Origin of the sequence: Rhizobium sp. RCC_161_2 (assembly GCF_041355235.1) — a bacterium.
GTDB lineage: Bacteria > Pseudomonadota > Alphaproteobacteria > Rhizobiales > Rhizobiaceae > Rhizobium.
On record NZ_JBFUPL010000011.1, the window covers coordinates 55,852 to 80,960 of the forward strand.

21 protein-coding genes are annotated in these 25,109 nt (G+C 61.8%); 18 read left to right on the plus strand and 3 right to left on the minus strand.

Translation table 11 applies throughout. The features are described 5' to 3' along the window. Positions 1-23: 23 nt before the first annotated feature. Genes AB6803_RS25190 through AB6803_RS25200 form a run of 3 tightly spaced genes read left to right on the plus strand, consistent with a single transcriptional unit; the run spans position 24 to position 5,092 of the window. Positions 24-2,123 carry a hydantoinase/oxoprolinase family protein gene (locus tag AB6803_RS25190; RefSeq protein WP_371111449.1) on the plus strand — a complete coding sequence of 700 codons (2,100 nt, stop codon included), beginning with the start codon at positions 24-26 and terminating at the stop codon, positions 2,121-2,123. Continuing rightward, entirely contained in the window at positions 2,120-3,865 is a 1,746-nt protein-coding gene (locus tag AB6803_RS25195) for a hydantoinase B/oxoprolinase family protein (protein ID WP_371111450.1), read from the plus strand. Before AB6803_RS25190 ends, AB6803_RS25195 begins: the two co-directional genes overlap by 4 nt. Before the next feature lie 45 nt (positions 3,866-3,910). After that, positions 3,911-5,092: an acyl-CoA dehydrogenase gene (locus tag AB6803_RS25200; RefSeq protein WP_371111451.1), complete on the plus strand. Its 1,182-nt coding sequence runs from the start codon at positions 3,911-3,913 to the stop codon at positions 5,090-5,092. Positions 5,093-5,146: 54 nt separating this feature from the next. Here AB6803_RS25200 and AB6803_RS25205 read toward each other — a convergent pair whose 3' ends face one another. Then, the gene (locus AB6803_RS25205; RefSeq protein ID WP_371111452.1) at positions 5,147-5,632 is read right to left on the minus strand and encodes a MarR family winged helix-turn-helix transcriptional regulator; all 486 of its coding nucleotides are present in this window, start codon (positions 5,630-5,632) and stop codon (positions 5,147-5,149) included. A 253-nt stretch (positions 5,633-5,885) separates the two neighbouring features. On the opposite strand from AB6803_RS25205, the gene AB6803_RS25210 reads away from it, so the two are divergent. The 5 genes from AB6803_RS25210 (at position 5,886) to AB6803_RS25230 (ending at position 11,089) form a co-directional block, all read left to right on the plus strand. Beyond that, entirely contained in the window at positions 5,886-7,073 is a 1,188-nt protein-coding gene (locus AB6803_RS25210; RefSeq protein WP_371111453.1) for an ABC transporter substrate-binding protein, read from the plus strand. 109 nt (positions 7,074-7,182) lie between these two features. Beyond that, positions 7,183-9,084, plus strand: coding sequence for an ABC transporter permease (locus tag AB6803_RS25215; protein WP_371111454.1), 1,902 nt, complete (start codon positions 7,183-7,185; stop codon positions 9,082-9,084). Then, positions 9,081-9,863, plus strand: coding sequence for an ABC transporter ATP-binding protein (locus tag AB6803_RS25220; protein WP_371111455.1), 783 nt, complete (start codon positions 9,081-9,083; stop codon positions 9,861-9,863). The genes AB6803_RS25215 and AB6803_RS25220 overlap by 4 nt, the downstream gene beginning before the upstream one ends. Continuing rightward, entirely contained in the window at positions 9,860-10,564 is a 705-nt protein-coding gene (locus tag AB6803_RS25225; protein ID WP_371111600.1) for an ABC transporter ATP-binding protein, read from the plus strand. The genes AB6803_RS25220 and AB6803_RS25225 overlap by 4 nt, the downstream gene beginning before the upstream one ends. A 57-nt stretch (positions 10,565-10,621) precedes the next feature. Next, positions 10,622-11,089, plus strand: a complete 468-nt coding sequence (locus AB6803_RS25230; RefSeq protein ID WP_371111601.1) for an N-acetyltransferase family protein — start codon at positions 10,622-10,624, stop codon at positions 11,087-11,089. A gap of 22 nt (positions 11,090-11,111) precedes the next feature. Here the strand turns inward: AB6803_RS25230 and AB6803_RS25235 are convergent, their stop codons facing one another. Then, the gene (locus AB6803_RS25235) at positions 11,112-12,014 is read right to left on the minus strand and encodes a LysR substrate-binding domain-containing protein (protein WP_371111456.1); all 903 of its coding nucleotides are present in this window, start codon (positions 12,012-12,014) and stop codon (positions 11,112-11,114) included. A gap of 195 nt (positions 12,015-12,209) precedes the next feature. Between AB6803_RS25235 and argH the strand changes: the two genes are divergently transcribed. From argH to AB6803_RS25275, 8 genes are all read left to right on the plus strand, one after another. Continuing rightward, positions 12,210-13,676, plus strand: a complete 1,467-nt coding sequence (gene argH / locus AB6803_RS25240) for an argininosuccinate lyase (protein WP_371111457.1) — start codon at positions 12,210-12,212, stop codon at positions 13,674-13,676. Further along, positions 13,673-14,545 (plus strand): amino acid ABC transporter permease, encoded by an 873-nt coding sequence (locus AB6803_RS25245; protein ID WP_371111458.1) that lies wholly within the window; start codon positions 13,673-13,675, stop codon positions 14,543-14,545. The genes argH and AB6803_RS25245 overlap by 4 nt, the downstream gene beginning before the upstream one ends. A gap of 8 nt (positions 14,546-14,553) precedes the next feature. After that, positions 14,554-15,324 (plus strand): amino acid ABC transporter ATP-binding protein, encoded by a 771-nt coding sequence (locus AB6803_RS25250; RefSeq protein ID WP_371111459.1) that lies wholly within the window; start codon positions 14,554-14,556, stop codon positions 15,322-15,324. Between the two features lie 61 nt (positions 15,325-15,385). Next, positions 15,386-16,216, plus strand: coding sequence for an ABC transporter substrate-binding protein (locus AB6803_RS25255; RefSeq protein WP_371111460.1), 831 nt, complete (start codon positions 15,386-15,388; stop codon positions 16,214-16,216). A 108-nt stretch (positions 16,217-16,324) separates the two neighbouring features. Beyond that, positions 16,325-17,716: an MmgE/PrpD family protein gene (locus tag AB6803_RS25260; RefSeq protein ID WP_371111461.1), complete on the plus strand. Its 1,392-nt coding sequence runs from the start codon at positions 16,325-16,327 to the stop codon at positions 17,714-17,716. Between the two features lie 10 nt (positions 17,717-17,726). Next, entirely contained in the window at positions 17,727-18,611 is an 885-nt protein-coding gene (locus AB6803_RS25265; RefSeq protein WP_371111462.1) for a polysaccharide deacetylase, read from the plus strand. Positions 18,612-18,627: 16 nt separating this feature from the next. Continuing rightward, a complete protein-coding gene (speB, locus tag AB6803_RS25270) occupies positions 18,628-19,680 on the plus strand; it encodes an agmatinase (protein WP_371111463.1) in 1,053 nt (350 codons plus the stop codon). A 38-nt stretch (positions 19,681-19,718) separates the two neighbouring features. Continuing rightward, entirely contained in the window at positions 19,719-21,179 is a 1,461-nt protein-coding gene (locus AB6803_RS25275) for an FAD-binding oxidoreductase (protein ID WP_371111464.1), read from the plus strand. A 55-nt stretch (positions 21,180-21,234) separates the two neighbouring features. Here the strand turns inward: AB6803_RS25275 and AB6803_RS25280 are convergent, their stop codons facing one another. Beyond that, positions 21,235-21,990 (minus strand): GntR family transcriptional regulator, encoded by a 756-nt coding sequence (locus AB6803_RS25280; protein WP_371111465.1) that lies wholly within the window; start codon positions 21,988-21,990, stop codon positions 21,235-21,237. 227 nt (positions 21,991-22,217) lie between these two features. On the opposite strand from AB6803_RS25280, the gene AB6803_RS25285 reads away from it, so the two are divergent. Further along, entirely contained in the window at positions 22,218-23,441 is a 1,224-nt protein-coding gene (locus AB6803_RS25285) for a M20 family metallopeptidase (RefSeq protein WP_371111466.1), read from the plus strand. A gap of 12 nt (positions 23,442-23,453) precedes the next feature. Beyond that, a complete protein-coding gene (locus AB6803_RS25290) occupies positions 23,454-25,004 on the plus strand; it encodes an ABC transporter substrate-binding protein (RefSeq protein ID WP_371111467.1) in 1,551 nt (516 codons plus the stop codon). The last annotated feature ends 105 nt before the right edge of the window (positions 25,005-25,109 follow it).

The following is a 25,109-nucleotide window of genomic DNA, read 5'->3' on the forward strand; positions in this document are numbered from 1 at the left end:
GATTCATTTGCATACAAACAATAATGGGAACAGTCGTGACTCAGTCTAATTCGAATGAACCATCGGGCCCGACACCTGAACAATCGCAGGTCGCGGGTATCGACGTCGGCGGTACGTTCACCGATCTCGTGCTCTTCGACACGGTCTCCGGCAAGGTTCGCCTCGCCAAAACGCCGACCACGCTCGACAACCAGGCTTTCGGTGTGCTTAACGCGCTGGATGCGGCGGAAGCCGATGTCGCAGCACTCGACCTGATCGTGCACGGTACCACCACCACCACGAATGCCGTCCTCGAGCGCAATCTCTGCCGAACGGGCCTGATCACCACACGCGGCTTTCGCGACGTGCTGGAACTCGGCCGGCGCACGCGCCCCAACCCCTACGGCATGAAGGGCGAGTTTCGTCCGATCATCCCGCGCGATCTCCGGCTCGAAGTTCCCGAGCGCATGGATGCCGCCGGTAACGTGCTGATCCCGCTCGACGAAGAGGCGCTCCGCATTGCGCTCAAAGCCCTGGTGGACACGGATTGCGAGTCGCTGGTCATCCATTTCCTGCATGCCTATGCCAATCCGGCGCATGAACTGCGCGCCGGCGAGATCGCCGCCGAGATCTGGCCAAACGACAACATCACGCTCGGCCATGCGCTTCTGTCCGAAAGCCGCGAGTTCGAGCGTGGCGTCACGGCGGCCGTCAACGCGTCTGTGCAGCCACTGCTGGCCCGTTATATCGAGCGCCTGGCCGACCAGCTCGCCACCAAGGGCTACAGGCACGACGTTCTCGTCATGAATGGCAATGGCGGCATGGTCTCCGCGCGACACGTCGCCAAGGAAGCCGCAAAGACCGTGATGTCCGGCCCGGCCTCTGGCGTCATGGCCGCCGCCTATACCGGCAGGCGCGCCGGCATCCCCAATCTCATCACCTATGACATGGGCGGCACGTCCACCGACGTCGCCCTGATCCGCAACGCTGAACCGGCGGTTTCGAATGAAATCGAGATCGAATATGCCATGCCGATCCATGTGCCGATGGTCGATGTCCGCACCGTTGGCGCTGGCGGCGGCTCGATCGCGAAGATTACCGCCGCTGGTCTGCTCCAGGTCGGCCCGGAAAGTGCCGGTGCCATGCCAGGGCCGATCTGCTATGGTCGTGGCGGCACAACGCCGACCATCTCCGACGCCAACCTGCTGCTCGGTCGCCTCAACCCTTCCAAGCTCAACTCGGTTCCGGGCGGCATTTCCATCGACGGCATCCGCGACCTGTTCGAGGAAAAGCTCGGCCGGCCACTCGGGCTTGATGCCACGGCGGCGGCCGCTGCCGTCATCCGCATCGCCAATGCCCGCATGGCAGACGCCGTGCGCATGGTCTCGGTCAGCCTCGGTGAGGATCCGCGCGATTTCGCGCTGTTTTCCTTCGGTGGCGCCGGCCCGCTGCACGCAACCGCGATCGCGCGGGAACTTGGCATTCCAAGAGTGCTGACACCGTCCCGTCCCGGGATCACCAATGCGCTCGGCTGCGTCGTCGCCGATCTCCGGCATGATTTCGTCAATACGGTCAACCGCCCGCTCGATGTCGCCGATATGGACGCGGTACACGCGCTCTTCGAAAAGCAGTCGGCGGAAGGACGTCGCCTGATCGGCAAGGAAGCGGTCGCCATTCGCGAGATCCGCGAAATTTACTCCGTCGACATGCAGTTCATCGGCCAGACGCATCTGCTGCGCGTGCCGCTGCCGAGCGCAATGCCAACGCGGGCTGACTTGCAGGCACGCTTCGAGGAGGCTTATTTCAACCGCTTCCATGTCGAGCTCCCGGAAATCCGCGCCAGCCTCGTCAACGTCAACACCTCGGTCATCGGCCGGCGCACGGAGATCGATCTGTCCATGCTGATCGATGCGGCCGGACGCAAGGCGACGCTTGCCGAGGCGCAGACCGGCACGCGCTCGGTCTGGTTCGAGGGCTGGCGGGAGACGCCGATCTACTGGCGGGATCACCTGCCGCTTAAGGCAACGATATCCGGACCGGCGATCATCGAACAGATGGACACGACCATCATCCTCGAGCCCGGCGACGTCGCCACGCAGGACGACGACGGCAATATCATCATCTCGATCGGAGCCGGCCAATGAGCATCGACCCCATCACACTGAGCGTCATTCAATCCGGCCTGCAGCAGGTCTGCGATGAAATGGACCTGACCTTCTCCCGCGCTGCCTTCTCGCCCGTCATCGCCGAGGCCAACGACCGTTCCGACGGTATCTATTCCGCCGAGGACGGTTCGCTGATCGCGCAAGGCGCCGGCGGGCTGCCTGTTTTCGTCGGCACGATGCAATATTCGACCCGCACGCTGATCGAGATGATCGCGTCGGGCAAGGCGGCGGCGCCAAGGCCGGGCGACATCTATATCGTCAACGACCCCTATCTCGGCGGCACGCATCTGATGGATGTGCGCTTTGCCATGCCGGTCTATCGCAATGGCAAGATCTTTTGCTGGCTGTCGAACACCGGCCATTGGCCGGATACAGGCGGTGCCGTCCCCGGCGGTTTTTCGGCCTCGGCCACCTCCGTCGAGCAGGAAGGCTTGCGCCTGCCGCCGGTGCGGCTCTTCAAGGAAGGCAAGCTCGATACCGAGATCTACGCGATCATCTGCTCGAACATCCGCGTCTCCGAACAACGCATCGGCGATGTAAAGGCTCAAGCCGCCGCCCTGCTGGTCGGTCAGGAACGGCTGGTGCGTATTCTCGAACGATACGGTGACGATACGGTCGCCCAAGCGATCGGTGAGTTGCGCCGTCGAGCGGCCGAGCAGATGCGCGCCAATATCCGGTTGATCCCCGAGGGAACCTATCGCTCCATCGCCTATATCGACAGCGACGGCGTGGTCAATGAACCACTCGAAATCCGCCTGACCATCACCGCGACAGGCGACGAGCTTTCCTTCGATTTCGAGGGGTCGTCGAGGCCCTGCGCCGGGCCGATGAATTCGGTACTGGCGACGACGCTATCCTCCGTCTATCTCGCCATGCGCCATATCTTCCCCGATGTCCCGATCAGCGCCGGCGCCTTCGAGCCGTTGAAGGTGAAGACGCCGGAGGGAACCTTCCTCGACGCTCATTATCCGCGCCCGGTTTCCGGCTGCGCTGCGGAAGTCAGCCAGCGCATCGCCGAAGCAGTCTTTGCGGCACTGGTCGAGGCGCTACCTGACCGGGTGACGGCGTCGCCCGCCGGGAGCTCCGGCAATTTTGCGCTGGGCGGCCATGATCCGGAGCGCGAACGCGGCTATGTCATGTACCAGATTTCAGGCGGCGGTTACGGCGGCAACAGCGATCACGACGGGCTTGCCAACGGCTGCTCGACCATCGGCATTTCCAAGGCGCCACCGGTCGAGATCATGGAACAGCAATTCCCCGTGCTTTATCATCGCTATGCCCTTCGCGAAGGGTCCGGCGGCGCCGGCAAGCATCGTGGCGGCTTCGGTCTCGACTACGAGATCGAGCTCAGACGCGGTGCGGCAACCGCAAGCTTCGTCATGGATCACGGACGTTTCGGGCCGCAGGGCGCGCTTGGCGGCGGTGACGGCCGGACGAACAGCGTCACGGTCTGGCGCGGCGGCGAAGCGATGACGCCGGAGCATTTGTCGAAAGCGCAGGACATCGCGCTGAAACCCGGCGACCGCGTCCGCGTCGGCACGCCAGGCGGCGGCGGCTACGGCGACCCGTTGACACGCGAGCCACAAGCCGTTGTAGAAGACGTACGGCTCGGTCGTTATACATCGGCCGAGGCGCTCGATTTGTTCGGCGTTGTCGTAACAGTGGATTGCCATGCGGATGCGACCGCTACGGAGCGAGCCCGTGCCAGCCGTAAGGCATAGGCATATCGCTGTGATTGAGAAAAAAGAGAATTGGGAGACGAGAGCATGAGCCGCGAGATATTCGACTGGGCCGATCCGTTCCGGCTGGTGGAACAGCTGAGCGATGAAGAACGCATGGTGCTGGACACGGCGCATGCCTATGCGCAGAAGAAGCTGGCGCCCCGCGTGCTCGAAGCCTTCCGCCATGAAAAGACCGATCCGACGATCTTCCGTGAGATGGGCGAGCTCGGACTGCTCGGGCCGACCATTGCCCCCGAATATGGCGGCGCCGGCCTCGGCTACGTTGCCTATGGCCTGATCGCCCGCGAAGTCGAGCGTGTGGATAGCGGCTATCGCTCGATGATGAGCGTGCAGTCCTCGCTCGTCATGGTGCCGATCGATGCCTTCGGGTCCGAGGCGCAGAAGCAGAAATATCTGCCGAAACTTGCCACCGGCGAGTGGATCGGCTGCTTTGGCCTCACCGAGCCGAACCATGGTTCCGACCCCGGCTCGATGGCAACACGGGCGAAGAAGGTCGATGGCGGCTATAGCCTCACCGGCGCCAAGACCTGGATCTCCAATGCGCCGATCGCCGATGTCTTCGTCGTTTGGGCCAAGACCGAGGATGGCGTCATCCGTGGCTTCATCCTGGAAAAGGGCTGGAAGGGCCTGTCCGCGCCGGCCATTCATGGCAAGGTCGGCCTGCGTGCCTCAATCACCGGTGAAGTCGTCATGGACAATGTCTTCGTGCCGGAAGAAAACCTGCTGCCGAATGTCTCCGGCCTCAAGGGTCCGTTCACCTGCCTCAACTCCGCCCGCTTCGGCATTGCCTGGGGTGCGCTCGGTGCTGCCGAGGATTGCTATGCCAAGGCGCGGCAATATGTGCTCGACCGCCAGCAGTTCGGCCGGCCGCTCGCCGCCAACCAGCTGATCCAGAAGAAGCTCGCCGACATGGTGACCGAGATCACGCTCGGGCTGCAAGGCTGCCTGCGTCTCGGCCGGATGAAGGAAGATGGCCATCCGCCGGTGGAACTGACCTCGATCCTCAAGCGCAACAGCTGCGGCAAGGCGCTCGACATTGCGCGTGCCGCTCGCGACATGCTCGGCGGCAACGGTATCTCCGACGAGTTCGGCATTGCCCGTCATCTGGTCAACCTCGAAGTGGTCAACACCTACGAGGGCACCCACGACATCCACGCCCTCATCCTCGGCCGTGCCATCACTGGCATCGCCGCTTTTGCGAATTGAGGCCGAATAGCCAAAAAAGAGAGATGCTGTCGAACGGCAGCATCTCCCGCCGCGCTATTTCTCCGACACGCCCGATGATTTGTCATCGTGGTAGTTCAGAATACGGCGCAACAGATAAAGCAGGGCCACTCTTTCGGCGGGATTGAGGTCGGCCATCGTCAACTCGCTGATGACACGAGCCGCAGGTATCATCTCCTCCAGCAGGTGCTCCGCCGCCGGCGTCAAGGACATGATGATCTTGCGCCCGTCCTGCTCGTCCCCGGAGGTGGTAATCAGCCCCCGTGCGGACAGCCGTTCGATGATGCCCCGGATCGTGCCCTGATCGACGGCCGTGGCCTTGACGAGTTCGGTTTGGGAGCTCGGCCCATGATCGCGAAGCGCGCAGAGGGTGACGAACTGGACGGAGGTCAGATTGGGATCGGAGGCGTTTTCCTGGAAGATCGAAAGATGCCGTTGATACACCCTGCGCAGCAGATGGCCTACTTGCTGCGTGACGTCATAGTCGTCCGTATCCGGCCTATCGTGCTTCACATCAGCCATCCGTCGCCAAGATTAGTGTGTACACGCGAATTTCCATCTTCTGCCAACGATTGGCAAGCCGGAAATACGGGATTTCAGCGCAATTTTGCCTAAAAAATACACAGAGAAAGGCCTTGCATTTATAGTGAACACACCAGATCATACCTCAAGGCGACAGGCTATGGATCGCGATTGCACGCGCTCGAAATTCGATGCCGCCGATGACGTGCCGTAAGAACAAGAATCAAAACAGATCAATCCAGAGAGGACGAAAATGAGAGGACTTTTTGCGATTATGGGTACGGCCCTTTGTCTGGCGGCCGGGACACAGGCAATGGCCGGCGAGATCAAGGTCGGCGAGATCAACAGCTATTCTGCACTGCCGGCCTTCACCGATCCCTACAAGAAGGGCTGGCAACTGGCGCTTGACGAAATCAATGCGGCCGGCGGCATCAATGGCGACACGCTGGTGATCATTTCCAAGGATGACGGCGGCAAGCCCGGCGACGCGCTGACGGCCGCCAACGAGCTGGTCGCAAAGGAAGGGGTGGTGATGATCTCCGGCTCCTTCTTCTCGAATGTCGGCATGGCGGTTGCCGATTTCGCCAAGCAGAAGAAGGTCTTTTACCTGGCCGGAGAGCCGCTGACCGACGCGATGATCTGGTCGAAGGGCAACGACTACACATTCCGTCTGCGCCCGCCGAACTACGTGCAGGCCGCCATGCTGGCGCAGGAAGCCGCCAAGCTGCCGGCGAAGCGCTGGGCAACCATCGCGCCGAACTACGAATACGGACAAAGCGCCGTGGCGGTGTTCAAGGAGCTGCTCCAGAAGGCCCGGCCGGACGTGGAGTTCGTCGGCGAGCAATGGCCGCCGCAGGGCAAGATCGATGCCGGGTCCGTGGCGCAGGCCATCGAGGCCGCCAAGCCGGATGCGATCCTCAATGTCGAATTCGGTGCTGATCTAGTGAAGCTGGTGCGCGAAGGCACGACCCGCGATCTCTTCAAGGGCCGCTCGGTGGTTTCCTTCCTGACAGGTGAGCCGGAATATCTGGATCCGCTGAAGACCGATACGCCGGAAGGATGGATCGTCACCGGCTACCCCTGGTATTCCGTCGATACGCCAGTCCATAAAGCCTTTCTCGACGCCTACCAGAAGCGCTACAACGACTATCCCCGCCTCGGCTCGGTGGTCGGCTATGCGCTGGTCAAGTCGATGGCCGCCATCCTGACCAAGGCCAAGTCGACGGACACCGACGCGCTGATTGCCGCCGCCAAGGGCATTTCGGTCGACACTCCCTTCGGCCCGATCACCTATCGTGCCGCGGATCATCAGTCGACGCTCGGCGCCTTCATCGGCAAGACCGCCCTCAAGGATGGAAAAGGCGTGATGGTCGATTTCCAGTACCATAGCGGCAACGACTTCCTGCCGAGCGAGGCTGACGCCGCCAAGCTCCGCCCCTAGCACAACCGTCAAGGCCGGCGGTCGCGGCGTCATGCCCTTCCGCCGGCAAGATGGACACACGCTATCGAGCCGGCATTCGCTCCGTTACGTCGAATGCCACCCTTGTTAAATGGGCAGGGAGCCTCCGTTGGACCTTTATCTTTTGCAGTTCCTGACCGGGCTTTCCAATGCCGCCTCGCTGTTCCTGGTCGCCTCCGGACTATCGCTGATCTTCGGCGTGACCCGCATCGTCAATTTTGCCCATGGCGCCTTCTATATGCTCGGCGCCTATATCGCCTATAGCCTGACGACCCGGTGGGAGAGCGCCTTCGGCTTCTGGGCAGCACTGCTTGTCTCCGCCGCCATCGTCGCAATCTGCGGTGCTCTGCTGGAAATCCTGCTGCTGCGCCGCATCTACCGCGCTCCCGAACTGTTGCAGCTTCTGGCCACATTCGGCGTTACGCTCGTCGTCGAGGACGGCGTGCGGCTGATCTGGGGGCCGGAAGATCTCGTCGGGCCACGGGCGCCCGGACTGTCCGGCGCCGTCGAGATCCTCGGTAGGCCCTTTCCCGCCTATGATCTCGTGCTCATTGCCCTCGGACCCGCCGTTCTCGGCCTGCTATGGCTGCTGCTGCACCGCTCACGATGGGGCATTCTGGTGCGCGCGGCCACCCAGGACCGCGACATGGTCAGCGCGCTTGGCGTGAACCAGAAGTGGCTTTTCACCGGGGTCTTCGCGCTCGGTGTCTTCCTGGCCGCCTTCGGTGGTGGCCTGCAAATTCCGCGCGATGCCGTCACGCACTTCATGGATCTATCCGTCATCACCGAGGTTTTCGTCGTGGTGGTGATCGGCGGGCTGGGCAGCATCGGCGGCGCCTTCCTGGCCGCCATCGTCGTCTCCGAGCTGAACGCCTTCGGCATCCTGGTGTTCCCGGGCATTTCCCTCGTGCTGATGTTCGTGGTCATGGCGGTCGTTCTTGTCCTGCGCCCCTGGGGCTTCTTCGGCAAGCCGTTGCCGGCCTCCCGCGCCGGCCATGCGGCAAGAACCACATGGCAACCACTTGGTCCGCGCAGCCGTGCCGCCGCCGGCGTGCTGATCCTTGGCGCGGTCCTGCTGCCTCTGGTGCTCGGCAATTACGGCCTCGGGGTCGCCAGCGAAGTCCTGATCGCCGTGATCTTCGCCACCAGTCTTCAGTTCATGATGTCGGTGGGCGGGCTTGACTCTTTCGGCCACGCGGCAAGCCTCGGCCTCGGCGCCTACGGGGCGGCATTATCGGTCCAGTGGCTCGGCGCGCCGATGGAGCTTGCCCTTGTCATCGGACCCGTCGTCGCGGCTGCCATATCCCTCATCTCGGGGTGGTTCTGCGTCCGGCTGTCCAACATCTATTTCGCCATGCTCACACTGGCCTTCGCGCAGATCTTCTGGTCGATAGCCTACCAGTGGGTCGACGTCACCGGCGGCGACAACGGCATCGTCGGCGTCTGGCCGTCCGACTGGGCGAGTGGAGCCAAGACCTTCTATTGGCTGGCGCTCGCGGCGGCCGCCCTGTCGGTCGGCTGTATTCGCTATCTGACCTTTGCGCCATTCGGCCATGCCTTGAGAGCCCTTCGGGATTCGCCGCAGCGCGCGGCGGCGACCGGCATTCCGCGCCGCACCGTCCAGCATACGGCATTCGTGGTCTCGGCCTTTTTTGCCGGCCTTGCCGGCTCGCTTCTGGCGTTCCAGAAGGGAAGCATCTTTCCCGACGTGCTCGGCATTCCCATGTCGATCGACGGGCTCGTCATGGTCCTGCTCGGCGGTTTCGGCACGGTATCGGGCGGCATCGTCGGCGCGATCGTCTACAAGACGGCCTCCATCTGGCTGATGAGCAATACCGATCTCTCCCGCATGATCCTCGGCGGCCTCATCATCCTTCTGGTCGTGGCCTTTCCGGAGGGGATCGTCGGCACGCTGGGGCGCATCCTGGGTACTCGCAAGCAGCAACCAGCAATCCTTTCGCGACCGGTCGCCAAGATGGGGGATGCGCCATGAGCCAGCCGCTTCTGTCAGTATCGCATCTGAGCAAGAGCTATCAGGGCCTCAAGGCGGTCACCGACGTCTCCTTTTCGCTCGTCCGTGGCGAGCTGATGGCGCTTATCGGCCCCAACGGCGCCGGAAAGAGCACCTGCTTCAACATGCTGAACGGGCAGATCAGGCCCGATGCAGGGTCGGTGATCCTCGACGGGGTCAATACGTCAGGCCTTTCGCCCGCCCGAATCTTCCGCCTTGGCGTCGGCCGGACATTCCAGATCGCGGAAGTCTACCTCTCTATGACCGTTCGCGAGAACGTGCAGGTAGCGATCCTGTCGCATGCCGGAAATCTCTCGGGATGGACCGGCTTCTTCGGACGGCTGGACCGCAAATTCCGCAGCGAAGCCGAAGAGCTGATCGGCCTGATCGGTCTCCGCGACCAGGCCGATCGTCCCTGTCGCGAACTTCCCTATGGCGACGTCAAGCGCCTTGAGCTTGCCATCGCGCTGGCGGGCGATCCGAAGCTCCTGCAGATGGACGAGCCCGCTGCCGGAATGGCCCCACGCGAACGCATCGAGCTGATGAAGCTGACCGCCCGGATTGTCGAGGAAAGACAGATCGGCGTTCTCTTCACCGAGCATGACATGGATATCGTCTTCGAACATGCGTCGCGGATCCTCGTGCTCAATCGCGGCGTGATTATCGCGGAAGGGTCTCCCGAAGCGATCCGGACCAATCCCGACGTCCAGGCCGTCTATCTCGGCTCCGGCCTGCTTTACGCCAACAGATCGGAGGGCTGATGCTGGAAGTATCGCGTCTCAATAGCTGGTACGGACCCGCCCATATCCTGTTCGACGTGGAGCTGCAGGTTGCCGAAGGCGAAGTCGTCGCCCTGCTTGGCCGCAACGGCGCCGGCAAATCGACGACCTTCAAATCGATCATGAGCCTGCTGATGTCGAAACAGGGGGAAGTCCGGTTTCGCGGCGAGGATATTTCCAGGCTTGCTCCGTTCGACATCGCCCGCAGGGGGCTCGGCTATGTGCCGGAAGACCGGCGCATCTTTACCGGACTGACGGTGGAGGAAAATCTCGAAGTCGGGCGGCAGGTGGGGCGCGACAATCGCGCGGTCTGGACGCCCGAGCGCATCTACGAGATCTTTCCGAACCTCGGCGGCATGCGCAAAAGACCGGCCGGCAACATGAGCGGCGGCGAGCAGCAGATGCTGACGATCGGCCGCACCCTCATGGGCAATCCGCATCTGATCCTGCTTGACGAACCATCCGAAGGGCTGGCGCCGAAAATCGTCGAACAGATGGCCGACGCGATCGTCACGATGAAGCGCGAGGGACTGTCCATCCTTTTGTCGGAACAAAACCTGCATTTCGCCCGGCTGATATCCGACCGCGCCTATATTCTGGAAAAGGGCGGGATCCGATATTCTGGCACCATTGCCGAACTCGAAAGTCGCGAGGATATTCGGCAGGCCTATCTCGCAATGTAATGATCGAATCTGGGTCGAGCGTTGGGTCAGCAATGACAAGGAGGGGCCGCAGTGACCATGGAAATCCGCCTGCTCGAAGCAAACGATCAGGCTCTGCCGGCCCTGGCCGCACTGATGGAAGAAATGCAGGTGCATTACGGCGTGGCTTGCCCACCGCGCGAAGACATCATCTTCGGCCTCGAATCCATGCCGCCGGGCGCGGAAATCCTGCTGGCGGAGGAGAACGGCGCTGTCCTCGGCTTTGCTGCTTTTTCCGGCATCTATCCAGGCCCTGGCCTCAAACCCGGTATCTTCCTCAAGGAGCTTTATGTCGGCAACAACAGCCGCGGTCAGGGGCTCGGACGCCGCTTGATGCGGGCGCTGGCCGGCCTTGCGAAATCTCGTGGTCTTTCCCGGATCGACTGGACCGCCGATCCGGATAATGAGCGCTTGCTGGCCTTCTACGACGAGATCGGCGGCATGCGAAAGACCGACAAGCTCTTTTATCGCCTGGATGGCGAAGCGCTCGACAAGCTTGGGATGTGATGACCGACGCAAGGCGGCGGGTTCAATCCCGCATTTCCTCCGCCTGCGCCATCAGCCATGTCCGGAAGGCCTCCATGGACGAGTTCGGCTTCACCTCATGCGGCGTCGCGAACCAGTAGCCATAGCTGCTGCGGTACCCAAGGCCGCGAGGATTGACCAGCTTTCCGGCCGCAAGTTCCTCCAGCATCAGGCCGCGCGGGACGAGCGCCATGCCCTGCCCGGCAAGTGCGGCGCGGATTACCATCGTATAATATCCGAAGCGCGTGATGTGTCGTACCTCCAGCTCAGCCGCGCCATTGCTCTCGACGAAATATCGCCAGTGCAGCGGGGTCTGCGGGTGCTCCAGCATCTCGCCCCTGGCCAGATCCGCGATCGTTTCCGGCATGCCGTTCTTTTCCCAATAGCTCGGCGCACTCACGAGAAGCACCTCGTGGCCGAAAAGATAATGCAGGTTCTTCTCCTGTCGGGGCTCCGCGAGAAAATGGAATATCCCATCCGGGACTTCGGATTGGGTCGGCGATACGAAGGTTGTGAACTGGACTTCGATATCCGGATGCTTCTCCGCAAATTGCGCAAAGCGCGGCAACAGCCAGCGATCGCCAAAGATCGGCAGGACCTGCAGCCGCAGGACGCGCGGGCCCGGCTTCAGCCGGGCGACACGCAACGCCGCGTCCTCCATCGCCTTCAGTACCGTGCGCGCATGCTCGATATAGATGGAACCGACTTCCGTCGGAATCATGCCGCGTGGTGTGCGGACGAAAGCAGGACTACCGATCAGATTTTCCAATGCCAGCAGTTGCTTGCTGACCGCGCTCTGCGACAGCGATGTACTCTCGGCCGCCGCGCTGGTCGATCCTCTCTCGGCCACCGCCAGCAGCACCTGCAGCGCGGTTGTCGAAGGCAGACGTTGTCGACCGGATGCCATGCAAATCTCCGCGCTATTGCCAATCAGACCGTGTCACGCGTCAGCCCGTGGCCGAACTCCTCGCATGAATATCGGTAAACCCAATGCGATATCCGAGCTAGTCGTTTTCGTCATAGCGGGGTGAAATAACTTCGCTTGCCCACGAAACAAGCACGTGGGAGCCTTGCCGAAAGTTTAAACAGCAGGGGAATATCAATGCCTGAACCCACTCAGCTCTGGGGTGGACGCTTCAAGTCCGGACCGTCCGAAGCCTTGGCCAATCTCTCGCGCGCGCCGAAGTCCTACTTTCGCCTGTTCCGCGAGGATATCGCCGGCTCCCGCGCCCATGCCTCAGAGTTGAAGCGCGCCGGCGTGCTGGTCGAAAGCGAGTTCTCCGCCATTCGCGCAACACTCGACGCCATCGAGGCGGATGTTGACTCCGGCATTGAGGAGCCAATCCCAGGGGACGAAGACGTCCACACCTTCCTCGAGCGCCTGCTGATGGCGCGGCTCGGCGCACTCGGCGGCAAGCTGCGTGCCGGACGGTCCCGCAACGACCAGACGGCCAACAACACGCGCCTCTATCTGCGCCGTATGGCGCGCGAACTCTCTAGCGAGATCATCTCGGTCCAGGAGGCGCTGATAAGCCAGGCCTCGCAGCACGCCGAAACGGTCATGCCGGGCTTCACCCATCTGCAGCCGGCGCAGCCGATCGTCCTTGGCCACCACCTGATGGCGCATGCGCAGTCGCTGTTGCGCGACCTTCAGCGCTTCCAGGATTGGGATCGTCGTTTCGACCGCTCGCCGCTCGGCGCCGCCGCGCTTGCCGGATCGGGCATCGCCTGCCACCCCGACCAATCGGCCATCGAGCTCGGCTACTCCGCCGCCTGCGAAAACTCGATCGATGCGGTCGCGGCCCGCGACCATGTGGCCGAGTTCCTCTTCATATGCTCGCTGGTTGCCGTCGATCTCTCACGGCTTTCCGAGGAGATCTGCATCTGGAGCTCCAAGCAATTCAGCTGGGTGCGGCTGCACGATTCCTATTCCACCGGCTCGTCCATCATGCCGCAGAAGAAGAACCCGGATATTGCGGAGCTGACACGCGGCATGTCGGGAACGCTGATTGGCAATGTCACCGGCTTCCTGGCAACGATGAAGGCCATGCCGCTTGCCTATAACCGCGACCTGGCGGAAGACAAGCGCAGCCTGTTCGAAACGATCGACATTCTCGAACTGATTCTGCCCGCTTTTGCCGGCATGGTCGCAACGCTCGAATTCGATGTCGAGAAATTGCGGGAGGAAGCGCCGAAGGGCTTCACGCTGGCGACCGAGGTCGCCGACTGGCTGGTCGGCCAGAACGTGCCGTTCGCGGAGGCGCACGAGATCACCGGCGCGGTCGTCCGCTATTGCGAGGAACGCGGCCACGATCTTGCCGGGCTCACCGAGGATGATCTGCCGAAGATCGATCAGCGGCTGAACAAGAACATGCTTGCCGCCATCACGCTCGACAATGCACTTGCCAGCCGCACCGGTTACGGCGCCACCGCGCCGGTTCGCGTGCGCGAACAGATTGCCCGCTTCGAAACGGCAATCAACGCCTGCCGCGCCTTTGCCGACACGCCGGGAACAGTGACCAAAGCCACGCATGGAGAGAACGACCCTCAGGAGCCTCGAAGCCGATGACCGCCGCAAGCACCAGCCCATCCCCCACCGACGACAAATACGAAATCGCCCATCTGCGCCTCGTGCCGAAGCGGCATATCGGCCGCATGGTCGCTGCAGCCATCGTACTCGTCCTGCTCGCGGGGCTGGTGCGCGCTTTCAGCGTCGGACAGATAGAGTGGAGTTACGTTCGCCAGTTCCTGTTCGCACCGGCCATTCTCGATGGCCTCACGAACACGCTGCTGATGACCGTGGCAGCCATGGCGCTCGGCATCGTACTCGGCGTCCTCATCGCCATCATGCGCATTTCCGGCAATCCGGTGCTCTCCTGTATCGCCGTCGGCTATGTCTGGATCTTTCGTGGCGCACCGGCGCTGCTGCAGCTGATGCTCTGGTTCAACCTGGCGCTGATCTTCCCGACCATGGGCATCCACGGCCTTCTCGAATTTCGTACCGTGGACGTAATGACGCCCTTCGTCGCCGCCATGCTTGGCCTCGGCATTTCCCAGGGCGCCTATACGTCCGAGGTCGTCAGAAGCGGGCTGCTCTCGGTCGATAGCGGTCAATACGAGGCCGCCCGGACCATAGGCATGACGCAGATGAAGATGCTGCGCCGCATCGTGCTGCCGCAGGCCATGCGCGTCATGGTCCCACCGATCGGCAACGAAGTGATCGGCATGGTGAAGCTCACATCGCTCGCAAGCGTCATCCAGTATTCCGAGATCCTGCACAACGCGCAAATCATCTACTTCGCCAATACCCGCGTTCTCGAACTGCTGCTCGTCGCAAGCTTCTGGTATCTCGTCGTGGTCTCGGTCCTGTCGGTCGGCCAGCACTATATCGAACGTTATTTCGGACGCGGTTCGAAATCGATCAAAGCGTCCATGTGAGGTCGACCATGAAACAGGATATTCTCGTCAAGGCCGTCGACGTCACCAAGAACTACGGCGACTTCTGCGCTCTCGACAAGGTCAGCATGGAAGTCGTGCGCGGCGAAGTCAGCTGCATCATCGGCCCTTCCGGCTCCGGCAAGAGCACGTTTCTCAGATGCATCAACCTTTTGGAGCGGATGGATGGCGGCGCCATCTGGGTCAACGACGAGCTGGTCGGCTACCGTCGCGAAGGCAACAATCTACATCAGATCAGCGATGCTGAAATCTCCCGTCAGCGCCGGCGCATCGGCATGGTCTTCCAGCGCTTCAACCTGTTTCCGCACAAGACCGCGATCGAGAACATCATCGAGGGACCCGTGCATGTGCTTGGACAATCCGCCGAGCAGGCCCGCGAACAGGCGTCTGTCCTTCTCGAGCGCGTCGGTCTTGCCGCGAAGGCGAACCATTATCCGTCGGAGCTTTCGGGCGGCCAGCAGCAGCGCGTCGCCATTGCCCGCGCCATGGGCATGCAGCCGGATCTCATCCTCTTCGACGAACCCACATCGGCGCTCGATCCGGAACTCGTCTCGGAAGTACTCGACGTCATGAAGGATCTCGCGGCCTCCGGAATGACCATGATCGTCGTCACCCACGAGCTCGGGTTCGCCCGCAGCGTGGCCAATACCGTTACCTTCATGGAGGCCGGGAAAGTGATTGAGACAGGCTTGGCGTCGGAGGTTCTCAGTGCCCCGAAAAGCGCCAGGACGGCGGAATTCATCAAGGCCGTCCATAGCTGAGAAAGAGAGTGGCGAGCCATCAGGCCCGCCAGTGCCAACCAGATCAAAAATGGGGAACACTATGAAAAAGCATCTCGCAATGCTCACCATCGCCTGCCTGGCGGTCACCTCGGTCAGCGCCGCAGGCCTGCCGGAGCGCATCAAATCGGCCGGTAAGGTGGTCGTCGCCAACCAGCCGAACTATCCGCCGATGGAATACAAGGATCCGGCGACCAACACGCTGATGGGTGTCGACATCGACCTCGGCCTGGCACTGGCCAAGCAGCTCGGCACCACGGTCGAATGGGCCGACATCGGCTTCGAACAGATGATCTCTTCGCTGACGACCGGCCGTGTCGATCTGATCCACAGCGGCATGAGCGACCTACCGACGCGTCGCGACGCGCTCGATTTCGTAGACTACATGAAGTCCGGCGCGCAATTCTACACGACCGCTGCCCGCAAAGATGAGTTCAAGAAGCCGACCGATTTCTGCGGCAAGATCATCGGCATGAGCCGCCGCACGTCCTTCCCGGATGAAACGGCGAAGTGGAGCGCCGCCAACTGCGAAGCAGCTGGATTGCCGGCCGTAAAGGTCGTCGGCACCGAAGGCTCGGCGGATGCCCGCGCCCAGCTGAAGCAGGGCCGCGTCGATGGCGCGGTGCAGGGCTCCGAAACGCTTCCCTATCTGCTGACCCTCGAGAAGGACACCTATACTGTCGTCGGCGAGCCCTTTACCGCCGTCTATCAGGGTATCGGCTTTGCCAAAAAGGATACTGAACTACGTGATGCCTATGCCGCCGCGCTGAAGGCGCTGATGGCCAGCGGCGAGTACAAGACGATCTTCGCAAAGCACGGCCTCGACGGCACGATGCTGGATGGCATCTACATCAACGGCGAAGCCGTCAAGTAAGGATCGCGATCGGCAGCTCAGGCAATCGCCGCGGGCTGCCGATCCACCGCGAAATGGCAGCATGCCGCCAAGGTTTGACAAACCGAGACACGGAAAGAGAAAACCGGAATGCCCCGCTCACTTGACGACGCTCCTGTTGACCGGCTTGCGTCCTTCGTTGCAAACCTTCGATTTGAAGCGCTACCGGCCGATGTGATCGACAAGGCGAAGATACATATCGCCGACACGCTCGGCGCAGCACTAGCCGGTGCCCGTTCCAACGAGTTCCGGATCACGCGCCGTATTGTCGGATCGCATGGAGCGGCGCGTATCTGGGGCACGAACGCCTTTACCGGCGCACGCGATGCCGCGCTGATCAACGGTGTTTCCGCCCATGCTTTTGAGTTGGACGACGCCGGCGGCTGCGACCATTCGGGCGCCGTCGTCATGCCTGCCCTGTTGGCCGCTATCGCACAGATGCCACGCGCCGTCTCCGGCAAAGAGTTGATCGCAGCCGTCGTTGCTGGATACGATGTCGGCCGCCGCATCCTGGAAGCGACGGGCGGCTACGACAGCCACAACAGTCTCGGCTGGCACTCGACAGGCACCTGCGGCACGCTGGCGGCCGCTGCCGCCGTTGCTAATATTCGTGATCTCGATGCCCATATCACCCGCGACGCCATCACGCTTGCAACCAGCTTTTCCTCCGGCCTCTGGGCCTTCATCCATGATGGTTCCCAGGCCAAGAAGATCCATGCCGGGCGCGCGGCGGAGGGCGGCCTTTTGGCGGCACAGCTTGCCACCGAGGGTTTTGCCGGACCGTCTAAGGTCTTCGACGACGTATGGGGCGGCTTCTTCCGCTCCTTCAACAAATCCACTTGCGATGTGGACAAGCTGAGCGAAGCGCTCGGCGAAGTCTGGAAGGTGAAGCGGGCAGTGTTGAAGCCATATGCCTCCTGCCGCGGTGCGCATTCGGCGGTCGATGCGCTGGAAGACCTGCTGAAGCAGACGGCGCGGACGGCCTCGCAGATCGAGGCGATCGAATTGCGGCTGAGCCCGATGCTGATGGGCATGTGCGGCGCCAAGGAAGGCGGCGCGATGGCACCGACCCAGATGAGTCTGCCCTATGCCGTGGCGGCGCGCTGCGTCTTCGGAACCGCCGGTCTTGAGGCCTATTCGGCCGAACGACGCTCGGATCCGAAGGTTCACACCATCATGGAGCAGATGCAATTGATCGTCGATGACAGCATGAAGCCACTCGATGAACCCTTCGTCACGCTGACGTTCAAAGACGGTCTGCGCGCGACCCATATGGTTCCCCGCGCCACGGGCTCCGCCGAAAGGCCGATGCTCCTCCCGGATATCACCGACAAATTCAAGGAACTCGCTACGATGAGCCTGAGCACCGAGCAAACGGACCACCTGTGGAGCACCCTCGCCACGCTCGAGGAATTGGACGATTGCCGCAAGCTCGCGGACCTTATGGCCGGGGACGCAGACAGCCGACCCGTCTTTTGCTGAGGATATTCTCATGAGTTTCGATCTGACACCGCGCCCTCTCAATCCGGCGCCGAACACACCAAAGATGATCTGGCCGAACGGCGCCAAGAGTGCCCTGTTCATCGGCTTCGATGTCGACGCCGAGACCGCCTGGATCGGCAACAACCCATCGAATGTCGATCGCATGGTGACCACCTCGCATGGCGGCTACGACCGGCGTGTCGGAATAGCAAAGATCCTCGAACTGATGGATGAGCTCTCCCTGAAGGGCACGTTCTTCACGCCGGGATGGACGGCGCTCGCACATCGCGAGATCTGCGAGGCGATCCTGACGGCCGGCCACGAGATCGGGCATCATGGCTATCTGCACAAAATGCCCGACCGCGAGAAGCTGGACGAAGCCTTCGAGGAGATCGATCGCGGTTTCGAGGCGCTGCAACAGGCGCTCGGCGTCAGGCCCGTCGGCTACCGGGCGCCTTCGGGGGAGAATTTCCCCGAGCTGCTGGCCTATCTCGCCAAATCCGGCATTCGCTACTCCAGCTCCTTCCGCGACGATATCCTGCCCTATCGTCACGCCTCATCCGACGGCATGGATGGGCCGGTCGAAATTCCGGTCAACTTTGCCTTCGACGACTGGAATTTCGGCATGTCGAGCCGCACAAGTCCGCGCGCCCTTTTCGGCCGCGACGCCGTGCTGCCGCTCTGGATCGAGGAATTCGAGGCAACGCATGCCTGGGGCGGCGTCACCACACTGGTTCTGCATCCGCAGGTCTCCGGCCGGCCAATGCGCTGGTTCATTCTTCGCGATTTCCTGCGCCATGTTCAGTCTAAGGGCGATGTCTGGATTGCAACCGGGGCGCAGATAACGGACCATTTCGAGGCGCTCGAGGCAGAGCGCAGAGCTTCTCCCACGTAAGATTGGATGGTGAACAATGGCGATTGACGAAGATAAACTGCAGCAACTGCGCGAAAAATTCGGCGAAGGTCACGGCGGCAGCATCCATGATCCGGAGTTCCGCGCCGTCGCGGACAGGATCTTTTCGGCGAGCGGCACGCGCGCGGCTCCCTTCAGTGGCATACCGACGCTGCTGGATGCCGCCTATCGCCAGATCGACGCCGAGAACCCCGATCTCAGCGATCTCGATATCGCGCTCATCGGCGTTCCGATGGACCTTGGCGTCACCAATCGCCCGGGTTCGCGCTTCGGACCCCGGGCGCTGCGCGCCATCGAGCGTGTCGGGCCATACAATCACGTCCTGAAATGCGCGCCCACGTTCGAGGCGAAGGTCGCCGATATCGGCGACGTCCCATTCCGCAGCCGCTATCGCCTCGAACTCAGCCATGAGGATATCGAGCGCCGTTTTGGGCAGATCGTTGCGGCCGGCGTCATCCCGCTGGCGGTCGGTGGCGACCATTCGATAACGCATCCGATCCTGAAAGCCGTCGGCAAGGAGCGGCCTGTCGGACTGATCCACATCGACGCCCATTGCGATACCGGCGGCGCTTACGATCTCACGAAGTTCCACCATGGCGGCCCCTTCCGCAACGCCGTTCTTGATGGCGTCCTCGATCCGACACGCACCATTCAGATCGGCATTCGCGGGGCTGCGGAATATCTCTGGGAATTCTCCTATGAGTCAGGGATGACCGTCATACATGCCGAGGATATCTCTCGCATGGGGATCGATGCCATCATCGAGAAGGCACGCGCCGTCGTCGGCGACGGCCCTACCTATCTGTCCTTCGATGTCGACAGTCTCGACCCGGCTTTTGCGCCCGGCACCGGCACGCCGGAGATCGGTGGATTAACCAGCCGGGAGGCGCTCGCCATCCTCCACGGATTGAAGGGCATCGATTTCGTCGGCGGCGATGTCGTCGAAGTCGCCCCGCAATATGATGCCACCACGAACACAGCCCATGTCGCGGCGCAAATGCTGTTCGAGATCCTGAGCCTCATCCGCTTCAGCCCGTCACTGGCGTTATGACGCATGTTCGATCGGCCTGAACTGGAAGGAGTTTCCGAATGGCGGTGAACGGAAAAGGGCGCAAGCCTCTGGGACTTGAACAGCTGGCTGAAGCAATCGAGATGCTGAAGCGGGCCGTCGGTCCCTTCGGCTGGAGCACGCATCCCGGCCTTATCGAACCGCACGCGGTCGACTGGACGGGATCGATCCGCGGCGACTCCCCCCTGTTGCTGAAGCCGGCAAACACGCAGGAGGTTGCGGCAATCGTCACCATCTGTGGGCAATATGGTCTGAAGATCGTACCCCAAGGTGGAAACACCTCGCTGGCGGGCGGTTCCGTGCCGTCCGGCGAGGGTTTCGAAATCATCGTCAATCTCGCGCGCATGAACAAGGTGCGGGGTATCGACACGATCAACGATACCATCACCGTCGACGCGGGATGCCTGCTCGCCATGATCCAGGCCGAAGCGGCGAACGCATCGCGCTTCTTTCCGCTGCGCCTTGCCTCCGAGGGCAGCTGCCAGATCGGCGGCAACCTTGCCACCAATGCCGGCGGCAGCAACGTCATCCGCTACGGCAACACCCGGGATCTGGTCCTTGGCCTGGAAGCTGTGCTTGCGGACGGCCGGATCTGGAACGGATTGCGCGGGCTGCGCAAGGACAATATGGGCTACGACCTGAAGCAACTCTTCATTGGCAGTGAAGGCACGCTCGGCATCATCACCGGCGCCGTGCTGAAGCTGTTTCCGAAGCCTGCCTCTATCGCCACCGCCGTCTGCGCCGTGCCCTCCGTCCAGGCGGCGCTGGAGCTACTGGCCCTGTGCAAACAGCGAACCGGTGGGCAGATAACCGCCTTCGAACTCATGCCGCGCAACGGTCTGGAACTTGTCTTCAAGCATTTTCCGGCATGCCGCATGCCATTGGACCAGCTTCACGACTGGCAACTGCTCATCGAATTCTCCTCGATTGACGAAGCGGTCTCCCAGCAGGAGCGGATCGAGGCCGTTTTGTCCGAGGCCTATGCGTCCGGTCTGATCGTCGACGCGGCAATAGCCAGCTCCATCGAACAGAGCAGAAGCTTCTGGGCAATTCGCGAAGCATTGGCGGAAGCCGACATGAAGGAGGGTGCGACGGTCCAGGGGGACATTTCCGTTCCGATTTCGGCGATACCCGACTTCCTGGACAGTTGCTCAAGCGCGATCGTAAAAGCGGTCGACGCTGCCCGGATCATCGCCTTCGGCCATCTTGGCGACGGCAATATCCATTTCGGGATCATTGCGCCGGAAGCTGTCCCCACCGAAGAGTTTCTGGCGAGATCGGACGAAATACATCAGATCATCTGCGATCATGCCGACCGCTTTGGCGGTTCGGTCGCCGCTGAACACGGCCTTGGAATCATGAAGACCGATGCGGTCCTCAAATATCGTGGTGACGTCGAGCATGATCTCATGCTTGCCATCAAGCACAGCCTCGATCCTCAAGGCATGATGAACCCGGGCAAGGTACTCAAACGAAAGTAGATCGTTTGACTTTCGATGATCAGCCGCTCTCTTCCAGCGCATTCCCAGGTCCGCCCTACTGCACCTCATGTACATAGCGGTGGCTTCTCGTCGTCGCCCGATGCCGCGCGACAAGGACCGGGGCGGCAGACTGATCGTAGGACACCTCATCGATCGTCAGCACGGCATCCGGCAGAGTGAGCTTCAACAGGCGGGCATCGTCTTCCGTCGCAAGCGTTGCGGCAATCTGCTCGCGAACCGCGGAAATACGGATGCCATAGCGATCGAGCAGGAACAGATAGAGCAGCGCGGGAATGTCCTCTTTCTTCTCGGGGAAGCCCGGCAGCAAGTGCGCCGGAAGCGTGATGATCTCATGCATGACCGGCACACCGCCTACGCTGCGCAGGCGATGAAAGGTGATCACCTCCGTCGGGCTTTCCAGTTGCAGGCTCGCGCTCTCGTCCTGGCTGGCAAGGCGCTTCTCGAGAGACAGGATTTCCGAGGTGGAATTCTGCAGCGAGCCGTCGAGGCCATGAAGGCGGAAATACTGAAAGAAGAAGCGCAGGCTGTGTTGCGGCGTGCGCCCCGTCACGACCGTTCCCGTCTTGCGCCGGCGGCTCAGCAATCCTTCATTGGTCAGATCCGCCAAAGCCCGCCGGATGGTACCGACTGCGACACCGAACATCTGCGAGAGCGCGATCTCGCTCGGCAGGACCGTTCCCGCGGGCCATTTGCCCATCATGATCGCTTCCGTGATCTGTCGCTTGACCACCTCGTAGAGCGGCAGGGAAAACTCCGCCGCACGTGACGTGTCCGCTAAAAAATTGGGCATTTCGCGCAATTAATTGCCTCTTATTTGGAGTTGACTCGCGGAAGGCGAGGAAGCATCATTACTATATAGTTTATATGAATACGAGAGCAGAACAAACCTCCATTCCGCGCATCTTTTCGGAACTCAACGTGAGCAATCAAGCCTTATCACCCCAGTCGATATCATTTGCAAACGCCTTGGCGGCAATCGAACGTGATGTCGAAAAAGCGGTCGAAGATTTGGCGCGCATGATTGCCATCGACACCTCCTTTCCACCCGGCATGGGCTACCCTGCCTTCGCGGACCTGATGGAGGAGCTGCTGGCACCCCTGGGCTTTCACACTAGGCGCGTCAAGGTGCCGGACGAGCTATGGCGTGTCGCCAATGGCCCAGCCTTAGGAGAGCGCGTCAACCTGGTTGCTGAGCGCCCGGCAAACAAGCCGGTCTGCGGCCTCTACTATCATGTTGATACCGTTCCCGCAGCACCCGGCTGGCAGCGTCATCCGCTGTGCCTGACGCGCGAGGGAGACCAGCTTTTCGGGTTGGGTGCCGCCGACATGAAGGGGACAATTGCCGCAACTTTGCTTGCGCTGCGCACCGCCGAGGAGCACGGCGTCGAGCTTGCCTATGCTCCCATGCTGCTGCTGTGCACGGATGAGGAAGGCGGGCTTTATCCGGGTATCCGCTATCTTGCCGAACAGGGCATGCTCAAGGGACATATCGTCAATTTCAACGGTTCGGCCGCGCCGCGCGTCTGGGCCGGCTGCTTCGGTGTCTTTCATCTGCAGATCACCATCAGGGGGCACGCCGTTCATGCCGGCGAAGGCAATCGCACCGGCTCGGGCATCAATGCCATCGAGGGAGCCCTTCCCCTCCTCAATGCGCTTCATGCGCTGAAGCCGCAGATCGCCGCTTTCGAGTCCAAACTGCCGCCACCGCCGCATGCGAGCGGCCCGCTGCGGCCGCAGCTATCGATATCCGCCGTCGACGGGGGCACCTCGGGCGGGCAGGTCGCGGCCGAGGTCAAGATCCTCGTCAGCCGCCGTTACGCTCCCGAGGAAAGTTATGCGGCCGCGCGCGCCACACTCGAGGATCTGGTGCGCGCATGCGTGGCGCAGACACCGGGCCTTAGCTTCGACATCGATCTCGTCGGCCATCTGATCCCGACGGCGGACCCCGATGGCCCTCATTGGCCGCGCTGGCAGAAGGCGCTGAGCCTCGGTTTCGGCTACCAGCCCTCCGACTTCAGCAAGTGGGGGGCCGCGAGCTGCTCGGATTTCGGTTACGTCCAGCAGGCAGGCGCGATGCAGGAGATACTGCTCGGGGGCCTCGGACGTCCCGAAAGCTGCATCCACAGCCCGGAAGAACACACGACAACGACGGATATCATCGCCCTGGCGAAAAGCATTCTCGCCTATCTCGCGCAGGATTTTTCCGCCGATCTCATTCCAGAACATTCCGCGTCAAAATAAGGGGAACACCAGATGCTGAAGTTGAACCGACGTCATTTTCTGGCCGGAACGGCGGCGCTCCTGACAGCGCCGTCTCTCGGTCTCGCTCAAGCCGCCACGCCGGCAAAGGGCGGAACGCTGCGGATTTCCGTCGATCAGGCGGCGAGCGTGATCCATCCGCTTCTGACCCGCGTCAATCCCGAATACATGGTCACCGAGCTGCTCTACAGCAATCTGACGCGGCTGAAGGTCGACATGACCATGGAGCCGGACCTTGCCGAATCCTGGAGCGCCAACGATGCGCTGACCGAATGGACCTTCAAGCTCCGAAGTGGCGTGAAATTCCATGACGGCTCGCCCTTCAGCGCCACAGATGTCGTCGAGACCTTCAAGGCGATCCTGAACCCGAACAATGCGTCTCCGGCCCGCAACAATGTCGGCCCGATCGCCGATGTCACAGCCGCCGACCCTCTGACCGCCGTCTTCAAGCTCTCGGGTCCCTATGCCGATTTCCCGGTCGCCATGGCCTATACGGTGGCCCGCATCATTCCCGCCTCGATCGCCACCGGCGACTTCAAGAAGCTGTCGACAACAGCGAACGGTACCGGCCCCTTCAAGCTCGTGTCCTATGAGCCCGACCGCCTGATCGTCGTCGAACGCAATCCGGATTATTACGATCCGAAGCGTCCCTATCTCGACCGCGTGGAAATCCAGGTTTTCCCGGATACATCGGCGCAAACCTCCGCACTCCTGGCCGGCGACATTGATGTGGTCTCCACCGTCCAGCCCACCGAATATCTGCGCATGAAGGATGCCCAGGGCGTCAACGCATTGCGCATTCCGTCCGGGCAGTTCTGCAACATCAATTTCGGTTGCGACACCAAGCCCTTCAACGATCCCCGCGTCCGGCGTGCCCTGGCACTGACCGTCGACCGGCAGGCCATGGTCGATTTTGTCACCGAAGGCTTCGGAACGCCGGGCAACGACACACCGCTGAACTCCTCCTACCACTTCTACACAGGCCTTCCGCTGCGTCAGGCCAATATCGAGGAAGCAAAGAAACTGCTCACCGAAGCGGGCTATCCAGACGGCTTCGAAGCCACTCTGATCGCCTCGGACAAGCCGAGCCAGCGGACGCAGCTCGCTGTGGCGCTGCGCGAAATGGCCAAGGAAGCCGGCATCAGGATCAACGTCCAGACCATGCCGCATGCCACCTATCTGGATCAGGTCTGGAAGAAGGGCAGCTTCTATGTCGGCTTCTACAACATGCAGCCGACGGCCGACGCCATCTTCAAGCTTCTCTACACCTCAGATGCCGCCTGGAATGAAACACGCTGGAACAACGCGGCCTTCGACAAGGTCGTCAACGAAGCACGCGGGATCACCGACGAGGCCAAGCGCAAGGCACTCTATGCTGAAGCGCAAAAACTGATGAACGAGGAAGTTCCCTCGATCATCCCAGTCTTCTTCGACGTGCTCGCGGCCAAGCGTGACTGGGTCTCGGGCTTTGAAGTCCATCCGCGCGCCTCCGTCTTCCGCCTCGATTACACCGCCTTGACCGACAAGGCGCCGAAGCGGAGCTGAGCTCTGCCGATATAGGCGTTGCGCGTCGCTTTCCGGCGCGCAACGCAGCCCAAAGGCCGGCCGCACAATCCTCAGCCGGCCACAGGAACGCCAGGGAACAAGCCC